The following is a 21231-nucleotide window of genomic DNA, read 5'->3' as shown; positions in this document are numbered from 1 at the left end:
TATGGAACCAGATCATATCATTGAATCCATAAAAAGAACAGCACGGGAACTTTTTCGTCAAAATGGTTATCATAAAACCAGTGTAAACACGTTGGCAAAAAAAGCTAAGCTTGCCAAAGCGACTGTTTATAAATACTTTGATAGTAAAGAGATGATCTTGCATGCGATTTTAATGGACTATCTGCGGGCGAGTTTGCTGGATATCTTAAAGACAACAAAGTATGAGGATGATATGGCTTCCTTTTTGGCTTCGACCATCCTACGTGTCAGCCGGCTGACTTATACGGCATGCAATGAGTTGATCGGCTGGGAATTTATCCGTGAGTCTGCCAATGCGCAAGAATATCTAAAGACATTATCTGAAGATCTGGAATTTCTGCTTTTGAGTACTTTTATTCAGAATGAAAAGATTAATGAAGCGATCAGTGAGGAAAAATTGACATTTCTGATCAAATCAAGTAAGAGCATTGTATTCTCCTTTGCTTTTACAGCGGTCTCGGATGCCGATGTGCGTAAAAATTTCATTTCTTTTCAAAAGGAAATTCTTCCTTACCTCGTGCAGGCAACTATCCTCTAAACAAAGGGTTTATCTGTTTATTGCTTTTCGGCTACGTGCCTGGTTAAATAATCTTCCATTTTTATTTTTACCGTTCCCGTCACTTTTAGGACTGAGATCCATAAACTTATATCATTTTCCATGGCGGGAGGGCTTTGATATTGCTTGGATGACTTTGAATATCAAGGGAATTTGCGTGATGGAAATGGATTGATAAGATACATGGAAGGTCTTTTTTTTAAGACAATGGTAGTCAGTGGAAAATCAATATAAAAAATTGTATTTTTGCGAACTATGAGTAGAAGAATTCCGCAAGAAAAAAAGTTCTTGAAAGATATTGCAATCATTGATATTGCCGAAGAAGGTAGAGGTGTAGGGAAAACCGACGATTTGGTTTTGTTTGTCGAAAAAGCTGTCCCCGGTGATGTTGTCGATGTGGAGTTAATGCGCAAGAAGAAGAATTTTGCCGAGGCTCGGGTGACGAGTCTTAAAGAAGCTTCTACTTACCGCGTAGATCCTTTTTGTGAGCATTTTGGTGTATGTGGCGGGTGTAAGTGGCAACACATGAGCTATGAAGCGCAATTGAAATTCAAACAACAATCTGTTGATAATGCTTTATCCCGTATTGGGAAAGTCGATACTTCCTCGATGGAGGATATTTTAGGATCGGCCCAAACAGAATATTATAGAAACAAATTAGAATATACATTTTCCAATAAGAAATGGCTGACTTCTGTTGACGAGGCTGCATCACAATTGGAAATGAATGCGCTTGGTTTTCACGTGCCTGGACGTTTTGATAAAATCTTGGATATCGATCATTGTTTTCTCCAGGAAGATCCTTCCAACGAAGTGCGGAATACCATACGGGACTTTGCTCTCAACAACGGGATGACCTTTTATGATCTCCGGGAGCATACAGGAGTATTACGCAATCTGATTATCCGTATTTCTTCTACAGGTGAGATGATGGTTATAGTGGTTTTTGCTTACCCTGAAGATGGACAAGTTGAATTGCTAATGAGTTTCATCAAAGACAAGTTCCCTCAAATTGCGTCGTTGCTATATATTGTGAATCAAAAGCGTAACGATACCATCTTCGACCAGGAGATTGAGGTATATGCGGGTCGGGATTTTATTTATGAGGAAATGGAAGGTCTTCGCTACAAGGTGGGGCCGAAGTCTTTTTATCAGACCAACTCAGCGCAAGCGTATGAGCTCTATAAGATCACGCGTGATTTTGCTGATCTAAAAGGTGATGAACTTGTGTATGACTTGTATACCGGAGCTGGTACGATTGCAAATTTTGTTGCTAAGAAAGCGAAAGAGGTGATCGGGGTTGAGTATGTTCCTAGTGCGATTGAAGATGCAAAAGTTAATTCAGCAATTAATGATATTAGCAATACGAAGTTTTATGCCGGTGATATGAAAGATGTGCTGACGCCATCTTTTATTGCCGAACATGGTAAACCGGATGTAGTAATTACTGACCCTCCACGGGCAGGTATGCATGCGGATGTTGTGGCCCGTTTGTTGGAAATGGAATCTCCCAGAATTGTTTATGTAAGTTGTAATGCAGCGACACAGGCGAGAGATTTAGTCCTGTTGGCCGATAAATATGATGTAAAACGTATCAAGCCTGTGGATATGTTTCCCCATACGCAACACGTAGAAAATGTCGTTCTATTAGAACTAAAAAAATCATAATATATGGAAGTAGAGGATTTATTTTCAGGCGGAGCCAGAAATGAGGAAACGCAATCTGCCGGGCAGAGCCCGTTGAAGAGTTTGCAGGTAGATCTTGATTTTTATAGTGAGTCAATCCGCGAAGTGGCAATGGAGATTATTGAAGAAGGTTATTCTTCCTATCCGATTTTTGTGGCACATCAACATGAAGTCTCTGTAGGAGAAGTGATCCTAGACCGTGTCGAGCTTAATACTAACTGGACAATCAATGCCTCTACTTTAGAGGAATTTGTCGAAATGGATATCATTCAGGAGGATCGTAAGGCTACTTTTGTACAAAATTATAAACCGGCAAAAGATTATATGTGTTTGTTCGTCGTTGTTGCCGAAGGAGCCAATTTTGTTTTCTACCCCTACAAATAAAGAAGGAATATTTAAACTTTTTTAACAGTACAATTGTCAAACTATTACTATTTTTAGCGAAATAGGTTGAGCATGTGAGGATTCAAAAGGCTGCAATGATAGTTCGGAGATCGGCTGTCTTGGATTAGTGAGATTTTGTCCTATCGCTTTCAATAACGCTAGTGGCTAGAAAAATGCTTAACAAACTAGCGTGATAAAACAATATATTCCAATGAGAAGAATACACATACATATAGGTGGGCTATTAGGCGTATTGATGTTGCTTTTGACCGGATTTGGTGCGAAGGCACAACATATACAAAAAGTGTCAGGTATGGTGATACAAAGGGGGACAGGCAATAGAATTGGAGATGTGGTTGTGCTAAATATGCGTACAAGCAGATCCGCGCTGACAAACTCTTTTGGCGTATTCACAATCGATGCCTCTGTAGGGGATTCTCTTTCTTTTACTAAAGTTGGCTTTTCACCAATAAAGACTATTTTAACAAATCTCAATGAATTCTATGTTGAAATGCAGGAAGGAATTAAGCTGGAAACAGTCATTGTGGAGCGTAAGTCCAAGGAAGCTGAATTGAATGATGCCATGGGAAATTATTCGAAGAAAGGAGTTTATAATGGTGGGAAGAATAAATTTGGGACTTATTTAGGTAGTCCGGCCACAGCGCTTTATAATCTTTTTGGACGGGAAGCGAAAAATGCGAAACGCTTTGGCCGCTTTATGGACAGGGAAAAGGAAGAATTACAGGTCGACCGTATTTTTTCAAGAGCAGCTGTTCAGAACTTAACAAAATTGGATAGCGCTGATTTAGATGCTTTCATGGTACGTTATCGTCCCTCATTTGATCTGGCTGAACATTGGGGGCAATATGATCTGATGCATTATGTTAAGCAATCGCTAGAAGACTTTGAGGCGAAAGGGCGTCCAAAAGGATCTTTATTGCCTGATATTGAAGTTAAGACACAAGAGAAATAAAACATTTTTCTTTTTATGCTGTTGTTTCTTTGGACAATGACCGGCTTATTTGTAGCTTATCGTCCTCAATTATCAACGTTAGAATGTATTTTTTCTGAATACCGTAACAAAAAAGTTAAAAAAGGATGCTTTTGGCACTTTGTTTGATTTTAACATCAACAGTAATTTAGTTTGAATATTAAAAGTCTTAGATAGATATGAAAATGAATAGAAAATTAGCTGTATTTGGTTTGACTGTTGCAACCTCGGCTATGTTATTTGGAAGTTGTTCAACAATCCAAAATACAAATAATGCGACTAAAGGCGGTGTGATTGGTGGTGTTGCGGGGGGTGCTTTAGGTGCATTAATTGGTGGTAAGGCTGGTAATACGGCTATTGGTACATTGGCAGGTGCGGCTATTGGTGGTGCAGCAGGTGTATTGATCGGTAAGAAAATGGATAAACAGGCTGCAGAGATTTCTAAAACCGTAGAAGGCGCTGAAGTGACTCAGTCTGCAGAGGGTATTGTTGTAAAATTTGATTCAGGTATTTTGTTCGATTTCAACAAGTCTGATTTAAAAGCATCTGCAAAAGATAATATCGCGAATTTGGTGACGACTTTAAATAAGGAGCAAGGAACAGAGATTTTGGTTATCGGACACACGGATAATGTGGGAACTTTAGCTGCAAATGATAAAGTGTCTTTGGACCGTGCTAATTCGGTACGTGCATTTGCGGTATCTAAAGGTTTGGCTTCTTCACGTATTAAAACTGAAGGAAGAAACTTCTCTGAGCCAATCGCAAGTAATGATACCGAAGCTGGCCGTGCACAAAACCGCCGCGTAGAGATCGTTATCGTTGCCGGTGACCAAATGAAGAAAGAAGCAAAACAACAAGCAGGTCAATAAGGAGCTGAGCAGATAATCCTTCGGGAATCCATACTGTTTTACAATTCGTTGAAAAGCTTGTTGGATATTTAAAAAAAGGCGTGGATAGCATCCACGCCTTTTTTTTAAATATCCAGGCTAGTAATGAAACACCGCTAATCCGAAAGGCTTATGACATCGCCAGAAAGAAAAGAAGTGACGTAGGAAATAACCTGAATATGCGATCAGACTGCTAAGAGATAACTGATTTACTTTAGAAATTTGACAAAGTATAAACCATATTTCTGGCTGACAAACTGTCATTATATGGATTTTAATTTCTAACTTTGTAGTCTTTGAAAATTGAGCTATGCTAGATTTAACACATACAACTAAGGAACACGACGAATCTCGTCAGGGTGAGGCATTGTTATTGGAACAGGATCCAAAGATCAGTAATGGACGTAAGCTGTATATCGAAAGTTACGGTTGCCAAATGAATTTTTCGGATAGTGAGATCGTTGCTTCTATTTTGTTGGACAAAGGTTTCGAAACAACAAAGAATTATCAGGAAGCAGATGTTGTCTTTATTAATACTTGTTCAATCCGTGAAAACGCAGAGCAGCGTGTTCGTAATCGATTGAAAGAATTTGAGGCGGCTAAGACCAAAAATCCCGGAATGATTGTCGGTGTGCTGGGCTGTATGGCGGAGCGTTTAAAATCGAAGTTTCTAGAGGAAGAAAAACTGGTTGATGTTGTGGTAGGGCCTGATGCATATCGTGATCTTCCTAACTTAATTGATAAGGTAGATGATGGTGCAAAAGCTGTGAATGTATTGTTGTCCCGTGAGGAGACTTATGCCGACATTAACCCGGTTCGATTAAATTCAAATGGTGTAACAGCCTTTATTTCGATCATGCGTGGTTGTGATAACATGTGCTCGTTCTGTGTAGTTCCATTTACTAGGGGACGTGAGCGTAGTCGTGATGCTCATTCTATTGTGAAAGAAGCACAAGATCTGTTCAATGCTGGCTATAAAGAAGTGACGTTGTTAGGTCAAAATGTGGATTCCTACAAATATACTGCGCCCGTTGCAGAAGGGGAAACTCCTGGCGAGACAGTCACATTTGCGAAACTATTGACCATGGTGGCGGAAGTGAGTCCTTTGTTGCGGGTTCGTTTTTCGACTTCGCATCCAAAAGATATCACGGATGAAGTTTTGTATGCGATCGCTTCACATGAAAATATCTGTAACTATATCCATTTACCGGTACAATCCGGAAATTCCAGAGTACTGGAACTTATGAACCGTACTTATGATCGTGAGTGGTATATGGAACGTGTGGACGCTATCCGCAGAATTATTCCGGATTGTGCGATCTCTACGGATGTGATTACTGGGTTCTGTACAGAAACAGAAGCGGAACATCAGGAAACACTATCGATGATGGATTATGTGAAATATGACTTTGCATATATGTTTGCATATTCTGAAAGACCTGGAACATTAGCTGCGAAGCGTTATGCGGATGATATTCCAGAAGATGTTAAAAAGCGCCGTTTGACTGAAGTGATCAACAAACAACGTGACCATAGTTTATATCGCTATCAACATTTTATTGGAAAGGTATGTAAAGTCCTTATAGAAGGTTTTTCGAAAAGATCTGAGTTTGATTTCTGTGGTCGTAATGATCAGAATGCCTTGGTCGTATTTCCTATAGACGCTCGTTACAAACAAGGTGACTATGTCAATGTGCTTGTGGAATCATGTACATCAGCAACCTTGCTCGGTAAAATTGTTGATTAAGAAAACTTAATTTAAATTTATTTCCAACTGGAAATTTATGGATAACCAAGATATAAAAAATAGATTTGGAATCATCGGTAATTCACCGTTGTTAAATCGTGCGATAGATATCGCCCGTCAGGTGGCTCCAACTGATATTTCTGTATTAATACAAGGTGAAAGTGGTAGTGGTAAAGAAGTTTTTTCGCATATTATCCATCAATTGAGTTCTCGCAAGCATGGTCCGTTTATAGCGGTCAACTGTGGGGCAATACCAGAGGGAACAATAGACTCTGAATTATTCGGCCATGAGAAAGGTTCCTTTACCGGTGCTCATGAAGCACGTAAGGGGTATTTTGAGGTCGTTGATGGCGGAACAATTTTTCTGGATGAGGTCGGAGAGTTGCCTTTGGGTACGCAGGCCCGATTGCTACGTGTTTTGGAATCTGGCGAGTACATTCGTGTGGGTTCGTCAAAAGTTCAAAAAACCAATGTGCGTGTCGTTGCTGCTACAAACGTCAACATGTTTGAAGCCGTTCAAAAAGGTAAATTTCGGGAAGACCTATATTACCGGTTAAATACAGTCCCTTTGCGTATACCTTCCCTTAGAGAACGCCCTGAGGATATCAATCTATTGTTTCGCAAATTTATTGTTGATTTTTCGGAAAAGTATCGCTCTCCTGGAGTGCAGTTGACGGAAGATGCACAAAATATGTTACGGAACTATAACTGGCCAGGAAATGTGCGTCAATTAAAAAATGTTGCTGAACAAATTGCTGTTTTGGAGAAAGAACGTATTGTCGATGCACATATACTGCAAAACTACTTGCCAAATGAGTCGCGTACAAGTTTACCGGCCATCGTTTCATCCAATACTGGCGCGAAGGAAGATTTTTCTGAAAGAGACCTCCTGTATAAGGTTCTTTTCGATATGAAAAAAGATATGGTCGATCTGAAAAAACTCGTTGTAGAGCTGATTCAGAAAGGCGTAGATTCTTCTACGTTTGATCAAAATTCGCCTTATATTAATCAGCTCTATCAGGAGATTGAACCACAAATAAAGTCTGATAATGAAGGATATGGTATTGCACCGACGCTGACAATCCATTCGCCGAATAATACTGCAAATGTATTAAAGAATCCAGTCGCGCAGGATGATTATCTACAAGATGCACAGGAAGTAGAAGAGTCTTTGTCTTTGGTAGATAAGGAATCAGACCTTATCAAAAAAGCATTGAAAAAACACCGTGGTAAACGAAAGGCTGCAGCGCAGGAATTAGGAATTTCCGAAAGAACTTTGTATAGGAAAATTAAAGACTTAAATTTAGACTAAGGTTTCGCACATGTTGTCAAAAAGAATTTTATATACCGTTCTCACAATCGCATTTCTATTCGTCATGAATAGTTGTGGGGTGAAATATGGATTCACAGGTGGGTCCATTCCAGAAGGGATGAAGACTGTCAATATTCAATATTTCGAAAATATTGCGCCTTTGGTGTATCCGACTTTAAGTCAGAATTTTACGGAAGCATTAAAGGAGCGTATTCGGAACCAATCCCGTTTGAGCCAGGTCAATCAAGATGGTGATGCCACTTTTGAAGGATTCATTACGGATTATACGATCAGTCCAGCCGCCGTTGAAGCTGGGACAGACCGTGCTGCGATGAATAGAATGACCATTACCATTAAAGTTTCCTATCATAATAAGATTAACCCTAAAGATGACTTTGAACAGCCTTTTACACGTTTCAAAGAATTTGCAGGAAATCTTCAGAGTGCACAGGAGGAAACTTTGGGCAAAGAAATTATCCAGATGTTGACAGAGGATATTTATAATAAGGCGTTTGCCAACTGGTAATCTTATTCCAAAATGAATATTACTATGCCGCTATCGAATAATGAGCTTTTCTTTCAAGCAATCAATCAGCCTGAGTCTGTTGGTGAAGAAGTGATTTTGGCCTTGATCGAAAAATATCCTTATGCACAAAGTTTACGATTTATACATGAACGTAAAATTTTTGGTGAAAGTAAACCTGTTCAGAATCTATCGGCTACCTTACTGTATGCTCCGTCTCCAAATTGGCTTTACGAGTTTATGCATAGTACAGTAGTGGTTGCAAAAGAACTCCAATTGGAAGATATCACGCTTGATGAGGAAATCGAAGATGAGGTATCGGATGATATTGTCATGGAGGAAGCGGTGGTGGCAGAGACCGAAGTTGATCAGACAGATGCTAATGTGGAAGAAGTGGAGAAGGCAGACGAATTGGAACGTTTGATTCAAGCTGGTGTGGCGCAAGATTATTTTCGTTCGAGTGAAGCAAAACAACAATCCAGCATCGTTGATGCGTCAGAGGCTGTTGAGCCGGCACATGTTGAGGTCGCTGTTCAGTCATCTAAGGATACGCAAGAGCGAGTCACAGTCTATGACGATGATACCATGCCTTATAGCTTCCTATGGTGGTTGCATAAAACCCGACTTGAATATGCTGAAACATACCAACCTTATGTAAAGTCTCCATTGGGCCGAATGACACCATCAAATGATGATATCGCCAAGATTCACGAAAAATTGGATAGTCAGCTATTGGATCAACAGATCCGGGAGAATATTTTTCATCTGCAATCGCCAGAGGCAAAACTTAGCGATGAAGTAAAAACGACGATCGCCTTTCAGATTCCACGCAAAACGGATGAGGTCATCGAAAAATTTATCCGCGAAGAGCCTATGATCCAACCATTGCAGGCTGAAAAGCTGGATTTAGAAAATAAAGCAAGAAAAAGTTCGGAAGACCAGCATTCACTAGTGACCGAGACCCTTGCAAAAATATATGCCGAACAGGGTTTATACCCTAAAGCAATAGAGGTTTACGAAAAATTAGTTTTGAAATATCCAGAAAAAAATGCTTACTTTGCGGCACGCATAACAGAATTAGAAAAGAAATTAAATTAATTACATAAAGAGATGCAAGGATTATTAATTGGTCTTATCATATTAGCTAGTATTATTTTAGCATTTTTGGTTTTAATCCAAAATCCAAAAGGCGGTGGTTTATCATCTGGTTTTTCTGGTGGAACAAACCTAATGGGTGTAAAACGTACAGGTGACTTTTTGGAAAAAGGTACATGGATCATGGTGATCGCTATTATGATTTTTAGTTTGGGTGTTAACATCATGGGGACATCGCCAAGTACATCTAAAGGTGGACTAGGTGGTCAAATTGAGGTACCGGCTCAACAAGGACCTTTGAACTTAGGTACGCCAGCGCAGAAACCTGCAGGTACATCAGCAACACAAGGGCAAGCAGCTCCAGCGCAATCTGAGCAAAAAGCGCCAGCAACTAAGCCAGCTGAAGACGCTAAAAAATAGTTTCGAACAAAGAAATTCCTAGAGCCTCGTCTAAAATTTAGACGAGGCTTTTTTTTTGCTCAATGTGTCAGTTTTTATTGATCCGTATTTTTTATTAGGGTCGCAATGGAATGGCTGCGCGCGGCTTATTGAGCAGAAAGTACTTCTGTTCATATTCAAGCAGGTGATGCTTGTAGGAATGTGAAATTAAGGTGTTACCTGTTTCGAAAGTTTGCCTATTGTTGGTGATCGTAACAGCGGGAAAGGTTTTGTAAGGATGTCAGACAAACAGTGACAGTGTGACAGTGAAATGTGCTTTTATTTATTAATATGTTAAGTTTTCGGTGAAAAATTGTCTGATACATCAGCTTATCTACAATTGGCATAAAAGATGATGTGTCTATAACGATTATAACATAAAAATAAAAATTCAATAACAGATAAAAAGTAAATTAATTATGGCATTAAGTATCAAACCTATCGGAGACAGAGTAGTAGTAGAAGCTGCTCCAGCAGAAGAAAAAACAGCTTCAGGGTTGTATATCCCCGATACAGCAAAAGAAAAACCATCTCAAGGTACAGTCGTTGCTGTAGGTACAGGTAAAGTTGACGAGCCGTTAACTGTGAAAGTTGGTGATAAAGTATTATACGGAAAATACGCAGGTACTGAAATTACTTACGAAGGAAAAGAGTACTTAATTATGCGTGAGTCTGACATTTACGCTGTTATCTAAGCAATCAATAGTTATTACAAAGTAAACATTAAAAACTGAGGTAAGTGTAGCATAGGCTTGTAAGATTGGAGTCTTTCTACCTATATCTCAAGGTACAATATTAAAGAAATGGCAAAACAAGTAAAATATAACGTTGAGGCTCGTGAGGCCCTAAAAAAAGGTGTAGACACTTTAGCAAATGCAGTTAAGGTAACATTGGGTCCAAAAGGACGTAACGTAATTATTGAGAAAAAATTTGGTGCTCCGGTAATTACTAAAGATGGTGTTTCAGTTGCGAAAGAAATCGAATTGAAAGATGCTTTAGAGAATATGGGTGCTCAGATGGTTAAAGAAGTTGCTTCTAAAACTGCTGATCAAGCAGGTGACGGTACAACTACAGCTACTGTATTAGCACAAGCAATCGTTGCTCCAGGTATTAAATCTGTTGCGGCTGGTGCAAATCCAATGGATTTAAAACGTGGTATTGACAAAGCTGTAGCAACTGTAGTTGCTAACTTGAAATCTCAATCTCAAGCAGTTGGTCAAGATAACAACAAAATCAAACAAGTAGCAGCAATATCTGCGAATAATGACGAAGTAATTGGTTCTTTAATTGCGCAAGCAATGGAAAAAGTTGGTAACGATGGTGTTATCACAGTTGAAGAAGCAAAAGGTACTGAAACAGAGGTAAAAACTGTAGAAGGTATGCAATTTGACCGTGGTTATTTGTCACCATACTTTGTTACGAACTCTGACAAAATGGAAGCGGAATTAGATAATCCTTACATTTTGATCTACGACAAGAAAATCAGCAATATGAAAGAATTGTTGCCTATCTTGGAAAAACAAGTGCAAACTGGTAAGCCATTGTTGATCATTGCTGAGGATTTAGATGGTGAAGCATTGGCAACATTGGTAGTCAATAAAATCCGTGGTTCACTGAAAGTTGCGGCAGTAAAAGCACCAGGTTTTGGTGACCGTCGTAAAGCAATGTTAGAAGATATCGCTATCCTAACAGGTGGTACTGTAATCTCTGAAGAAAGAGGTTTCAAATTAGAGAATGCGGAATTATCTTATTTAGGTCAAGCTGAGAAAGTTCAAGTTGACAAAGATAATACAACAATTATCAATGGTGGTGGTAACGTAGAAGATATCAAAGCACGCGTTGCTCAAATCCGTTCACAAATCGAAACAACAACTTCTGACTACGATCGCGAGAAATTACAAGAGCGTTTGGCAAAATTGTCAGGTGGTGTAGCTGTATTGTACGTAGGTGCTACTACAGAGGTTGAAATGAAAGAGAAAAAAGACCGTGTTGACGATGCTTTACATGCGACTCGTGCTGCAGTTGAAGAAGGTATCGTTGCTGGTGGTGGTGTTGCATTTATCCGTGCTACTGAAGCTTTGGTTAACCTGAAAGGCGAAAACGAAGATGAGCAGATCGGTATCGATATCATCAAACGTGCTATCGAAGAACCTTTGCGTCAAATCTGTAATAACGCAGGTATCGAAGGAGCAGTAATCGTTCAGAAAGTAAAAGAAGGTACAGCTGACTTTGGTTACAATGCGCGTACTGACCAATATGAGAACTTAATCGCGGCTGGTGTAATCGACCCAACTAAAGTATCTCGTATTGCTTTAGAAAATGCAGCTTCAGTTGCTTCAATGTTGTTGACAACAGAATGTGTGTTGGCTGATGAGGCTGAAGAAAACCCTGTAGGTGCTGGTGCTCCTCCAATGGGTGGTGGTATGGGCGGCATGATGTAAGATCATCCAAACTACCGGATATAAAAAAAGCTCAACTGGATTTTCCAGTTGAGCTTTTTTTATATTAATGTTTATGTCGATATCGTCTATAATACTCGTCATAATCGTTTGGCGAATAATTTTCTTTGGGACCCCATTCCTGCAATTCGTTATTGAAAAAATGCAACCAGCTCCGTTTAACATGTGTTGAATCTATGCTACCAGTAATATATTCATATATTTCTAGGACACCGTCATTGTATTTTTTTGAGGCAACAACGAGATTTGGCTTACCTATTTTTTGGATGACCTCCTGTTGATTCATACCTACTTTGATGTTGGTGAAATCCATTGGTTTCATTATTCCGCAGCTTACGAATAAACCAACTAAAGCCAAAATTAGTAATGCATTGAAAAAGTGCTTATTTAACATAAAGTTTTGATATTTATTTTTTTTGACTAAATATATCTTAAAAAGTTTAGATTGTTAATATTAAATATTGAATGTGATCAAATTTTTTCTTTTCGAAAGGATTCCGCGGTTTAAAAAGTAGCCATTACGAGTTGAGCATCAATATCCTTTTGCCGTATCATCGCCACGCGGATCGGCTCCGGTCTGTAATTTGCCGTTCGGAAGCACAAGAATATTTTCTACGCGTCCTATTGTTCCGCGGGGATTTATCACATAACCATCCTTTGCCAGTCTGTCGCGAAGTGATCCCTCAATAGCATCTTTCTCCACATCAATGCGGTCTGGTAGCCATTGATGATGGAACCGGGGTGAACTCACAGCGGATTGTGCGTTTTGTCCAAAGTCGATCACATTTAATATGGTTTGGAAAACGGAGGTAATAATCGTTGATCCGCCCGGTGTCCCTACCACCATAAAAAGCTTGCCGTTCTTCTCCAGAATGGTGGGTGTCATGGAACTCAACATCCGTTTTCCCGGCTGGATTTCATTTGCCTTTTCTCCGGTCAGCCCATACATATTGGGTACACCGGTCTTTATAGAGAAATCGTCCATTTCGTTGTTCAAAAGAAACCCCGCTCCATCTACGATGACACCGGATCCATAGGAATCATTGAGTGTCGTAGTGATGGAAACCGCATTTCCTTGTTCATCAACAATATTAAAATGTGTCGTTTGTTCGCTTTCATAACCTGGAATAACATCTGCATTGACATTTTTGCTCAATGTCGCCTGATGAAAATTAAAGGGATTGAGTTTATTGGCATTTGCTGAAGAATCCACCAATTGCTGTACAGGGACATTGATAAAATCAGGATCGCCTAAATATTTCGCTCTATTGGCATATACGTAACGTTCTGCTTCAACAATGACACGTATCGTAGAGTCAGTCTGAAAACCCCAGCGTTGAAGGGGGAATTGCTCCACAGACTTTAATAAAGCCAGTAGGGAAGTTCCGCCGCTCGATGGCGGTGGCATAGAAACAACCTTGTGGCCTCTATAACTTGATGCAATAGGGGTACGCCAAAGCGCCTTGTAGCCTGTGAGGTCCTCATGGGTAATGATTCCTTTACCTCTGTTCATCTCGGCAATAAGTAAATCAGCCGTTTTTCCTTTATAGAATCCGTCGCGTCCCTCAATGGCAATTCTTTCGATGGTATTGGCAAGATCTTGCTGTACAAATAGGTCGCCGGTTTTCCATGTTGTATTTTTGATAATTGCTGCTCCCGTGGGGTTTAGTTTGACAAAACGTTCCTTATGACTCTCAAATTCATTGGCTTGTCTTTCACTGATCTTAAAACCTTTTTTTGCGAGCTCAATCGCTGGGGCTAGTAGCTCTTTCCAGGCCAGCTTCCCATATTTTTGATGCGCGTCCCACATGCCGGCAACAGAACCGGGCACGCCCGATGCCAACTGACTGTACAAGCTCAAATCGGGAATAACATTGTTTTGCGCATCCAGATACATATCGCGGTGCGCCTTTTTGGGAGCAGTTTCCCGAAAGTCCAATGCATCATATTGACCTTGGTGATCACGGTACAGCATAAACCCACCACCGCCGATATTGCCGGCATTCGGATAGACTACAGCAAGCGCAAACTGTACCGCAACAGCAGCATCAATAGCATTTCCGCCCTTTTTCAGGATCATTACCCCGACTTCGGAGGCTAGGGGATGGGCGGTCACTACAGCTGCTTTGTTGAAGGTAGCAGGGGTAACTTTTTGATTGGAGTCAAGCTGCCTGCGGGTGTTGGAACAGGAAGCAAATAATAAACTTCCTACAAGCGAATAAATAATAAATAGTTTATTCATAATATCTGCTGTAAAATTATGTCTAAGATTGATATTTACCCTTGAATACGTATGAAATATAAAGGTATTATTTTAATTTTTCGTTGTTTTTATGGCGATCCGCGTCCCGGATGGATTTCTTTTGAAGATTCTTTTCCAATGCTTCAGTCAGGTCTATGCCCGTTTGATTTGCAAGACACATTAAAACAAATAAGACATCGGCCATTTCATCCGCCAAGTTAACTTCTTTATCTGATTTCTTGAACGACTGTTCGCCATATTGTCTAGCCATAATCCTGGCGACTTCACCGACTTCTTCCATGAGCATGGCTGTATTTGTCAATTCGTTGAAATATCGTATCCCTGTCGTATTGATCCATTTATCAATTACTTCCTGTGCTTCTTTGATTGTCATTTTTTTGGATTAAATAGTTTAAAAATTGTCCTTATCTTTTGTGTCCATTATTATGGTAACGGGACCATCATTCAAGAGATTTATTTTCATATCGGCACCGAATATTCCAAGCTGAACGGGTTGCCCGATCAGTTGGGAAAGCAATTTGGCCATTTCCTCATAAAGAGGTTTGGCACTGTCCGGTTTTGCCGCTCGAATAAATGATGGTCGATTCCCTTTTTTTGTCTGTGCAAATAAGGTGAACTGTGAAATCAGTAAAATATTACCACCAATATCCAATATGGATTTATTCATCAATCCCTGTTCATCTTCAAAAATACGTAGGTTAACGAATTTTTGTCCTAACCATTTTAAATCTTCAATTGTATCAGCTTCTTCTACTCCCAATAGGATCACTAAACCTTTTTGAATTTGCCCTGTGATCTGCTCATCGACGGTACAGGAAGCGTGTTTTACCCGTTGTATTACTGCGCGCATAATGAAAAGTATAAAACCAAAGGTAAAAATTCCAATTGTCAAACAAGATCCAATCTCGTATTTATTGGTGCCAAAATAGAAAACCTCCTTCGCTATTTCAGCAAAGGAGGTTTCTTCTATATAGGGCTTTAATTGTTAAAATTTCATGTTTAGGCCCAACATAAAGTTGGTAGGCGCCTGTGGGAAGTAGAAATTATAATATTTTCTGGTATCGCCTTCCATCCAGCCAAAGGTGTAACCATTCGTTTCGTACTTTTCGTTGAGTATGTTGTTGACCTGTAAAGTCGCACTGATGTTTTTGATGCCTAAAGCCGTAAAACTATAGTTTGCTAACAAATTGTTGACAAAATAGGAAGAGATGCTCCTTTCTTTTGCGGATGAATTATCAAGATATTGTCTTCCTACATATTTTGATAGCAATGAGAATGTCAGTGGTTCAATAGGACTATAGGAGAAGTTGCTGGATATAATTGTATTTGGAGACAGGGCGATATCGGTCTTTGGGTAAGTAATTATGAGGTCGCCGATGACTTCCTCAAAATTTTTAATCTTGTTTTGGCTGACAGTAGCGGTAGCCTTCCAGTTCAATTGTTTATTGATGTTCCACGCTCCATCAAATTCCAATCCGATTCGATAGCTATCTTTCACATTTTGACGGATAGGGGCGCCCGTATCACTGATTGCACCAGTTGGAATTAATTGATCTTTATAAAACATGCCATATCCATTCAATCCAATATTGAATTTGGTATTGCTGAATCTATATCCGACTTCAATGTCCTGCATTTTTTCTGGAGTTGGATCTGGAAGCTTGCTGTTTTTCTCAATGAAATCCTTGCGGACGGGTTCTTTTTGCGCAAAAGCGTATGAAGCATAGATATTGGCATGGTCATTTAACAGATAGGTTGCCCCGGCTTTGGGATTTAAAAAATTAAATTTTGGGTGGTAGTTATAGTTTTTAACCTTATCATCGTCGCCGTACATCTTGTAGTCTACATTTCTGTACTGTACATCCGCCATTAGGATCCATTTATCCAATTTGTAATTCACTTTTAGAAAATTGCTAAAGTCGTTTTTCTGCGATTTTCCAAAGTAATATTTGTCATCTATAAATCCTGTCGAAGCATATTGAGCCCAGATTACTTCTCCATAATGTTTACCTTTATATTGGTTGTAAGCACCCCCCCATATAATTTCAAGTTGATCGTTAGGTTTGTAATTCAAGGCGTAGGTCATGCCGTAGAAATAATTATCTAACCATCTTCTGCGGATTAGATCTGTTTTTTTAATGGTATCTTTACCTATAATAACATCTGGAAGCCCATATTTGCTGAGTTTGTCAGCTTGTCTAAACTCTTCATAGTAGCCATAGCCTCTCGTGTAATGTAGGGCCGTATTCAGTGTGAGCTTATCACTGAGGATATTGGTGTAGTGAATCTGATGATGCTTCTGGGTATAGTTGTCCGTTTGGTTTTTATAGTTATATAGATTATAGTTTCTTCCGGCATTCATAAAACGCTCTTTTTCTTTTCCCGCTATTTCAAGTCCATAATCCGCATAGTCGTCCATACGGGATCTGTCACCAGTAATCAATGGTTCTGGCACCCCGTTCCAGGCCTGATATGTTTTTTCTTTTCCCCAGAATACGATCCCTTTTAGAATATGTTTCTTGCCATAGTAGCCGCCATCGATATAAAAGGATTGTAGATCTGAGGAGCCTCTTTCAATATACCCATTACTGCTGATTCTAGATAACCGTGCATTGAAAGCAAATTTGTCGTTGATCAAACCAGTCCCGAGCTTTACCGTATTTTTCCATGTGCTGTAAGAGCCAAAGGAATTGTTAAGTTCAGCATAGGGTTGTTCGGCTAAAGTATTGGACTGAATATTCAGCGAAGCGCCGAACGAACCCGCCCCGTTTGTCGAAGTTCCGATACCTCGCTGTACCTGGATGCTTTCTGTTGAAGAGGCGAAATCAGGCAAATTCACGAAGAATGAGCCCATGCTTTCAGCATCATTTAGTGGAATACCGTTTAAGGTCACATTGATACGTTGATTATCCGAACCCCGGATTGTCATATTTGTATAGCCTATACCAGCTCCTGCATCGGAGTTTACCTGGACAGAAGGTGTCTGATTCAAGAGGTAGGGGATATCCTGCCCCAGATTATTCCGTGAAATCTCTTCTTTTGAGATATTCTTAAATGTCGTTGGAGCGTTCTTCTTAGCTCTCGTAGATACGACAAGTACTTCTTCGGTACGAATTGTTTTCGGATTCAGTTGAAGCGTTAAGACCAGATCGCGATCGACGTTCAGGTTTTGGGTCAGGGTCTGATATCCTACAAATGAAACTTGAATAGTGTGCTTTCCTTTTTCGATATTATATAGTTTGATCAGGCCTTCTTTGTCGGATTTGGCTGTAAAAGAAGTCTGTCCATCGATGGATAGGGATGCATTTTGTAGGGGCCTTAGTGTGCTCTTGTCTACAGTCTTAATCGTCAAATTGTGCTGAGCAACAACAATTTGACATAAAGTGGTAGCTAAAGCGCTACAAATCAAAAATTTGATCATGTTGATGTATTTTGTTTAAGTTAAACAAATCATAGAAAGGGGTCACTACGATCGTTCTATTTAACTAACCTCTCCCTCCGCCAGCATTACCTGGATCAGGTGCACAGAATTTAATCTGTTGGGTATAATCTCAGCCTTTATTTGTGTTTCTGACAAAACAAGGCACCCCTATTCGACGGTGCGAATATATAAATTAAAATTGGAATGGTATAGCATAGCCTGTTTTTTGACAAAAAGCCATTCTTGTTAAAAATCTGTTAAAATTTCTTCATGGTTTAAAGTTTTACGTTTAGGCTTGTTTTTGGTATTTATTGTTCTTTTTAGGTACCTTGCCAAAGAATTTTCTACTGTTAGTATGTATTCATATCGGTCAAAAATTTTTAATTACTAATTTGAGAGTGAGGAGATAAAATGTTAAAATATTTAAGCGCAAATTATATTCTACCGATTACTTCGATGCCTATAAAAGATGGTATTGTTGCGGTAGATGAGGAGGGTACAATCCAGGGTATTTATGACCCAGCGTCATTTACTTTGACTGAAAAAGCCAAAATCGAAAGGTATGAGGGCGTAATTATTCCAGGTTTTATCAATGCCCATTGTCATCTTGAATTGTCACATATGAAAGGCGTAGTACCGAGAGGTACCGGGCTACCAAACTTCCTGAGTCAAGTAATGACATCACGTAATGCTTCCATGAAGAAAATGGATGACGCGATGGCAAAAGCAGATAGGGAGATGTATGAAAATGGTATTGTTGCGGTAGGTGACCATGCAAATACTGATAATTCTTCTACCCTGAAAGAAGCATCGCAAATACTTTATCATACATTTGTGGAGGTCATTGGTGTTGAGCCTGAAGAAGCTGATTTTAAATTAAAGGAGGCTAAATCGTTGACTCAGGAATTCAGGAATGGTCATGTATCTATTACGCCACATGCACCCTATTCCTGTTCAAAAGCGCTCTTCAAGAAATTCAAAAAAGCAGTAGCAGAGACCAATATTATAAGTATCCATAACCAGGAGAGTGACGAGGAGAATAAGTTATTTAGATACAAAACGGGTGAATTTTTGGATTTTTATAAAAGCATTGGTAAAAGTGCGGATTCCATTAAAGCGCAAGCCCGGAATTCCATACAGTCTTATTTGCCTTATCTACCTTATCCGAATAAGTTGTTGTTAGTTCATAATACGTATACATCACTAAAAGATTTGGATTTTGTGGAGCGTATGGATCGGGATGTTGTGTGGTGTTTGTGTCCAAAAGCAAATTTATATATCGAAGGAGCTTTACCAAAGATTCACAATTTTATAAACGCAGGGCAGCCGCTGGTGATTGGAACAGACAGTTTAGCATCGAATGACACACTTTCGGTATTGGAGGAATTGAAGGTGTTGCATGAACATTTCGAGGATTTGGACTTTCTGCAAACTATTCAATGGGCGACGATCAATGGGGCTATTGCATTGAACATCCAGGACGAGTATGGATCGCTGGAAGTAGGCAAAAAGCCGGGCATTGTGCTTCTCCAAGGTATGGAACACATGCGTTTGACAGATAAAGTTAAAACCAAACGCTTAGCATAGTATTTAATTCCACAAAAACTTCTGTACTTTTGCTCTTATGAAACATTTGAATATTTCAATAAAGGGTAAAGTACAGGGAGTCTTTTTTCGGTTGACGGCCAAAGCCGTTGCAGATCAGGTTGGTGTAAAAGGCTTTGTACTCAATCAAAAGGATGGATCTGTCTATATCGAGGCGGAGGGTGATGATTTTGCACTTGATTCATTGTTGGACTTCTGCCAGGAAGGTCCGGAGGATGCAAATGTTGAAGCTGTTGAAGTTAAGGAAGGCGAACTGAAAGGCTTTTCTAATTTTGAAGTGATTAAAAGAGTTCAATCCTAAAGCCTAGTGTCAGCAATTAAGAAATTTCTCAGTGATACCGTCATCTATGGCGTAACTACTATTGTTTCGCGGATGATAGGGTTTTTGATGACGCCTCTTTATCTCCGCAAATTTAAAGATGCGGCGGTCTATGGTATCTATTCTAATTTTTATGCTTGGATGTCTATGTTGAATGCTGTATTGGCATTTGGTATGGAAACGACCTATTTTCGCTATCTGCAAAAAGTCGAACCACAAGATAAGAATAAGGTTTACAATAACAGTTTCTTTGTTACTTTAGTTAGCTCAGGCATTCTACTGTTATCTGTTTTTGTGTTTACACGGCCTATTGCGGCATGGTTTGCTGATGGTGCTGATGTGGATTTATATGAACAGTACATCAAGTATTTTGCTTTTATCCTTGTTGCGGATGCGCTGGCAGTTGTGCCGTTTACAAAGCTGCGTGCGGAGGGTAGGCCGTATAAATACAGTGCATTGAAATTCGTCAATATTGGTATTACCGTGATTTCAAACCTGTTTTTTATTTATTTCTTGCCTGATTGGGTGCATCAGTACAGCTTTTGGGCGGATTTTGCCGGAACATGGTTTAAAGAAGGTTGGATAGGTTATGTTTTTATTTCAAACCTGTTTGCCAGTGTGGTTACATTGATTTTGCTGTTGCCTGAATTGATGACATTTCGCTTGAAATTAGACCGGAAATTAATGAATCAAATGCTGAAGTATAGCTTCCCTATATTAATAGCCAATATTTCATTTATCATTAATGAGAATTTAGACAAGATGTTTTTCCCTAAGCTGCTTCCTGGTGAAGTAGGAATTCGGGATCTTGGCATATATGGTGCGGTTGCTAAATTAGCTGTATTCCTTAGCTTATTTGTTACGGCTTTTAGATTGGGAGCTGAACCGTTCTTCTTTTCCTATTCGAAGAACCAAAATGCGTCGAAAACCTATGCATTAATCATGGAGTATTTTGTTATTTTGATGGTAATTGCAATGGTTGGATTGACCGTTAATCTGGATTGGCTAAAATATTTTATCAAGGGCAATGAAAAAGAGATCGCAATATATTGGACAGGACTTAAAATTGTTCCGATCCTCCTTTTCAATTATGTACTTCTTGGTATATATATGAATCTATCAATTTGGTATAAGTTAACTGATCAGACGCGTTATGCGCTTTATATTTCAGGAATAGGGGCTTTAATCACCATATTGCTCAATGTGTGGCTTATCCCCACTTATTCCTATGTTGGTGCGGTTTTATCAACAACCGTAGTCTATTTGGTTATGATCGGTTTTTCACTTTATTGGGGCCAGATGTATTATCCCATACCCTATAAGATGATTAAGATTTCTACCTATCTCGGCGTAGGACTTTTGATTTCCTGGTTGAGCTTTCAGGTTTTTCATAGTAATATCTGGATCGGAAATGCTATGCTTCTGACCTTGCTTGGTGTTACTTTTTTTCTTGAAAAGAAGGAGCTTATGAAGTTAATAAGGAGAAACTAGCAGGCTTACTAAAAG

20 protein-coding genes and 1 riboswitch are annotated in these 21231 nt (G+C 39.4%); of the genes, 15 read left to right on the top strand and 5 right to left on the bottom strand.

Annotated features, from left to right (window positions below; all coding sequences use genetic code 11):
• Position 1 precedes the first annotated feature (1 nt).
• From BWD42_RS20180 to groL, 12 genes are all read left to right on the top strand, one after another.
• Positions 2-577 carry a TetR/AcrR family transcriptional regulator gene (locus BWD42_RS20180; protein WP_077438206.1) on the top strand — a complete coding sequence of 192 codons (576 nt, stop codon included), beginning with the start codon at positions 2-4 and terminating at the stop codon, positions 575-577.
• Positions 578-850: 273 nt separating this feature from the next.
• A complete protein-coding gene (rlmD, locus tag BWD42_RS20175) occupies positions 851-2263 on the top strand; it encodes a 23S rRNA (uracil(1939)-C(5))-methyltransferase RlmD (RefSeq protein WP_077438205.1) in 1413 nt (470 codons plus the stop codon).
• 3 nt (positions 2264-2266) lie between these two features.
• Positions 2267-2665 carry a hypothetical protein gene (locus tag BWD42_RS20170; protein ID WP_077438204.1) on the top strand — a complete coding sequence of 133 codons (399 nt, stop codon included), beginning with the start codon at positions 2267-2269 and terminating at the stop codon, positions 2663-2665.
• A gap of 211 nt (positions 2666-2876) precedes the next feature.
• Entirely contained in the window at positions 2877-3638 is a 762-nt protein-coding gene (locus tag BWD42_RS20165) for a hypothetical protein (protein WP_077438203.1), read from the top strand.
• Between the two features lie 203 nt (positions 3639-3841).
• Positions 3842-4525 carry an OmpA family protein gene (locus BWD42_RS20160; RefSeq protein ID WP_410528294.1) on the top strand — a complete coding sequence of 228 codons (684 nt, stop codon included), beginning with the start codon at positions 3842-3844 and terminating at the stop codon, positions 4523-4525.
• Between the two features lie 328 nt (positions 4526-4853).
• Positions 4854-6290: a tRNA (N6-isopentenyl adenosine(37)-C2)-methylthiotransferase MiaB gene (gene miaB, locus BWD42_RS20155; protein WP_077438201.1), complete on the top strand. Its 1437-nt coding sequence runs from the start codon at positions 4854-4856 to the stop codon at positions 6288-6290.
• 37 nt (positions 6291-6327) lie between these two features.
• Positions 6328-7602 (top strand): sigma-54 interaction domain-containing protein, encoded by a 1275-nt coding sequence (locus tag BWD42_RS20150; RefSeq protein WP_077438200.1) that lies wholly within the window; start codon positions 6328-6330, stop codon positions 7600-7602.
• Between the two features lie 10 nt (positions 7603-7612).
• Positions 7613-8128, top strand: coding sequence for an LptE family protein (locus BWD42_RS20145; RefSeq protein ID WP_077438199.1), 516 nt, complete (start codon positions 7613-7615; stop codon positions 8126-8128).
• 12 nt (positions 8129-8140) lie between these two features.
• A complete protein-coding gene (locus tag BWD42_RS20140) occupies positions 8141-9223 on the top strand; it encodes a hypothetical protein (protein ID WP_139351224.1) in 1083 nt (360 codons plus the stop codon).
• 12 nt (positions 9224-9235) lie between these two features.
• Complete coding sequence (gene secG, locus BWD42_RS20135) at positions 9236-9640, top strand: preprotein translocase subunit SecG (RefSeq protein WP_077438197.1); 405 nt, start codon at positions 9236-9238, stop codon at positions 9638-9640.
• A gap of 437 nt (positions 9641-10077) precedes the next feature.
• On the top strand, positions 10078-10353 hold the full coding sequence (gene groES, locus BWD42_RS20130; RefSeq protein ID WP_028070710.1) for a co-chaperone GroES: 276 nt from the start codon (positions 10078-10080) through the stop codon (positions 10351-10353).
• Between the two features lie 108 nt (positions 10354-10461).
• On the top strand, positions 10462-12099 hold the full coding sequence (gene groL, locus BWD42_RS20125) for a chaperonin GroEL (protein ID WP_077438196.1): 1638 nt from the start codon (positions 10462-10464) through the stop codon (positions 12097-12099).
• A gap of 64 nt (positions 12100-12163) precedes the next feature.
• Here groL and BWD42_RS20120 read toward each other — a convergent pair whose 3' ends face one another.
• The 5 genes from BWD42_RS20120 to BWD42_RS20100 form a co-directional block, all read right to left on the bottom strand.
• Positions 12164-12511, bottom strand: coding sequence for a hypothetical protein (locus BWD42_RS20120; RefSeq protein ID WP_077438195.1), 348 nt, complete (start codon positions 12509-12511; stop codon positions 12164-12166).
• A 138-nt stretch (positions 12512-12649) separates the two neighbouring features.
• Positions 12650-14359 carry a gamma-glutamyltransferase gene (gene ggt / locus BWD42_RS20115; protein WP_077438194.1) on the bottom strand — a complete coding sequence of 570 codons (1710 nt, stop codon included), beginning with the start codon at positions 14357-14359 and terminating at the stop codon, positions 12650-12652.
• A gap of 67 nt (positions 14360-14426) precedes the next feature.
• On the bottom strand, positions 14427-14753 hold the full coding sequence (locus BWD42_RS20110) for a nucleotide pyrophosphohydrolase (RefSeq protein ID WP_077438193.1): 327 nt from the start codon (positions 14751-14753) through the stop codon (positions 14427-14429).
• An 18-nt stretch (positions 14754-14771) separates the two neighbouring features.
• Positions 14772-15230, bottom strand: a complete 459-nt coding sequence (gene dtd / locus BWD42_RS20105; RefSeq protein WP_077438192.1) for a D-aminoacyl-tRNA deacylase — start codon at positions 15228-15230, stop codon at positions 14772-14774.
• A 135-nt stretch (positions 15231-15365) separates the two neighbouring features.
• Entirely contained in the window at positions 15366-17801 is a 2436-nt protein-coding gene (locus BWD42_RS20100) for a TonB-dependent receptor (protein ID WP_077438191.1), read from the bottom strand.
• A 54-nt stretch (positions 17802-17855) separates the two neighbouring features.
• A riboswitch (TPP riboswitch) is annotated at positions 17856-17981 on the bottom strand.
• Between the two features lie 231 nt (positions 17982-18212).
• Between BWD42_RS20100 and BWD42_RS20095 the strand changes: the two genes are divergently transcribed.
• From BWD42_RS20095 to BWD42_RS20085, 3 genes are read left to right on the top strand one after another with little or no spacing between them, the layout of a single operon-like run.
• The gene (locus tag BWD42_RS20095; RefSeq protein ID WP_077438190.1) at positions 18213-19388 is read left to right on the top strand and encodes an amidohydrolase family protein; all 1176 of its coding nucleotides are present in this window, start codon (positions 18213-18215) and stop codon (positions 19386-19388) included.
• Positions 19389-19425: 37 nt separating this feature from the next.
• Positions 19426-19707, top strand: a complete 282-nt coding sequence (locus tag BWD42_RS20090; RefSeq protein WP_077438189.1) for an acylphosphatase — start codon at positions 19426-19428, stop codon at positions 19705-19707.
• Positions 19708-19713: 6 nt separating this feature from the next.
• Positions 19714-21216, top strand: coding sequence for a lipopolysaccharide biosynthesis protein (locus BWD42_RS20085; RefSeq protein ID WP_254846285.1), 1503 nt, complete (start codon positions 19714-19716; stop codon positions 21214-21216).
• The last annotated feature ends 15 nt before the right edge of the window (positions 21217-21231 follow it).

It is taken from the genome of Sphingobacterium sp. CZ-UAM (assembly GCF_002000245.1).
Taxonomy (GTDB): Bacteria; Bacteroidota; Bacteroidia; order Sphingobacteriales; family Sphingobacteriaceae; genus Sphingobacterium.
The sequence above is the reverse complement of the archived record's forward strand: the minus strand, read 5'-3'. Positions and strand labels throughout refer to the sequence as shown.

What these genes read in the sequence shown, in the direction of transcription:
- BWD42_RS20120 (WP_077438195.1), bottom strand. Translation starts at nt 12,511, where the DNA reads ATGTTAAATAAGCACTTTTTCAATGCATTACTAATTTTGGCTTTAGTT.
- BWD42_RS20110 (WP_077438193.1), bottom strand. Translation starts at nt 14,753, where the DNA reads ATGACAATCAAAGAAGCACAGGAAGTAATTGATAAATGGATCAATACG.
- secG (WP_077438197.1), top strand. Translation starts at nt 9,236, where the DNA reads ATGCAAGGATTATTAATTGGTCTTATCATATTAGCTAGTATTATTTTA.
- BWD42_RS20140 (WP_139351224.1), top strand. Translation starts at nt 8,141, where the DNA reads ATGAATATTACTATGCCGCTATCGAATAATGAGCTTTTCTTTCAAGCA.
- BWD42_RS20095 (WP_077438190.1), top strand. Translation starts at nt 18,213, where the DNA reads ATGTTAAAATATTTAAGCGCAAATTATATTCTACCGATTACTTCGATG.
- BWD42_RS20145 (WP_077438199.1), top strand. Translation starts at nt 7,613, where the DNA reads ATGTTGTCAAAAAGAATTTTATATACCGTTCTCACAATCGCATTTCTA.
- miaB (WP_077438201.1), top strand. Translation starts at nt 4,854, where the DNA reads ATGCTAGATTTAACACATACAACTAAGGAACACGACGAATCTCGTCAG.
- BWD42_RS20160 (WP_410528294.1), top strand. Translation starts at nt 3,842, where the DNA reads ATGAATAGAAAATTAGCTGTATTTGGTTTGACTGTTGCAACCTCGGCT.
- BWD42_RS20100 (WP_077438191.1), bottom strand. Translation starts at nt 17,801, where the DNA reads ATGATCAAATTTTTGATTTGTAGCGCTTTAGCTACCACTTTATGTCAA.
- BWD42_RS20180 (WP_077438206.1), top strand. Translation starts at nt 2, where the DNA reads ATGGAACCAGATCATATCATTGAATCCATAAAAAGAACAGCACGGGAA.
- BWD42_RS20165 (WP_077438203.1), top strand. Translation starts at nt 2,877, where the DNA reads ATGAGAAGAATACACATACATATAGGTGGGCTATTAGGCGTATTGATG.
- rlmD (WP_077438205.1), top strand. Translation starts at nt 851, where the DNA reads ATGAGTAGAAGAATTCCGCAAGAAAAAAAGTTCTTGAAAGATATTGCA.
- ggt (WP_077438194.1), bottom strand. Translation starts at nt 14,359, where the DNA reads ATGAATAAACTATTTATTATTTATTCGCTTGTAGGAAGTTTATTATTT.
- BWD42_RS20090 (WP_077438189.1), top strand. Translation starts at nt 19,426, where the DNA reads ATGAAACATTTGAATATTTCAATAAAGGGTAAAGTACAGGGAGTCTTT.
- groL (WP_077438196.1), top strand. Translation starts at nt 10,462, where the DNA reads ATGGCAAAACAAGTAAAATATAACGTTGAGGCTCGTGAGGCCCTAAAA.
- BWD42_RS20150 (WP_077438200.1), top strand. Translation starts at nt 6,328, where the DNA reads ATGGATAACCAAGATATAAAAAATAGATTTGGAATCATCGGTAATTCA.
- dtd (WP_077438192.1), bottom strand. Translation starts at nt 15,230, where the DNA reads ATGCGCGCAGTAATACAACGGGTAAAACACGCTTCCTGTACCGTCGAT.
- BWD42_RS20170 (WP_077438204.1), top strand. Translation starts at nt 2,267, where the DNA reads ATGGAAGTAGAGGATTTATTTTCAGGCGGAGCCAGAAATGAGGAAACG.
- groES (WP_028070710.1), top strand. Translation starts at nt 10,078, where the DNA reads ATGGCATTAAGTATCAAACCTATCGGAGACAGAGTAGTAGTAGAAGCT.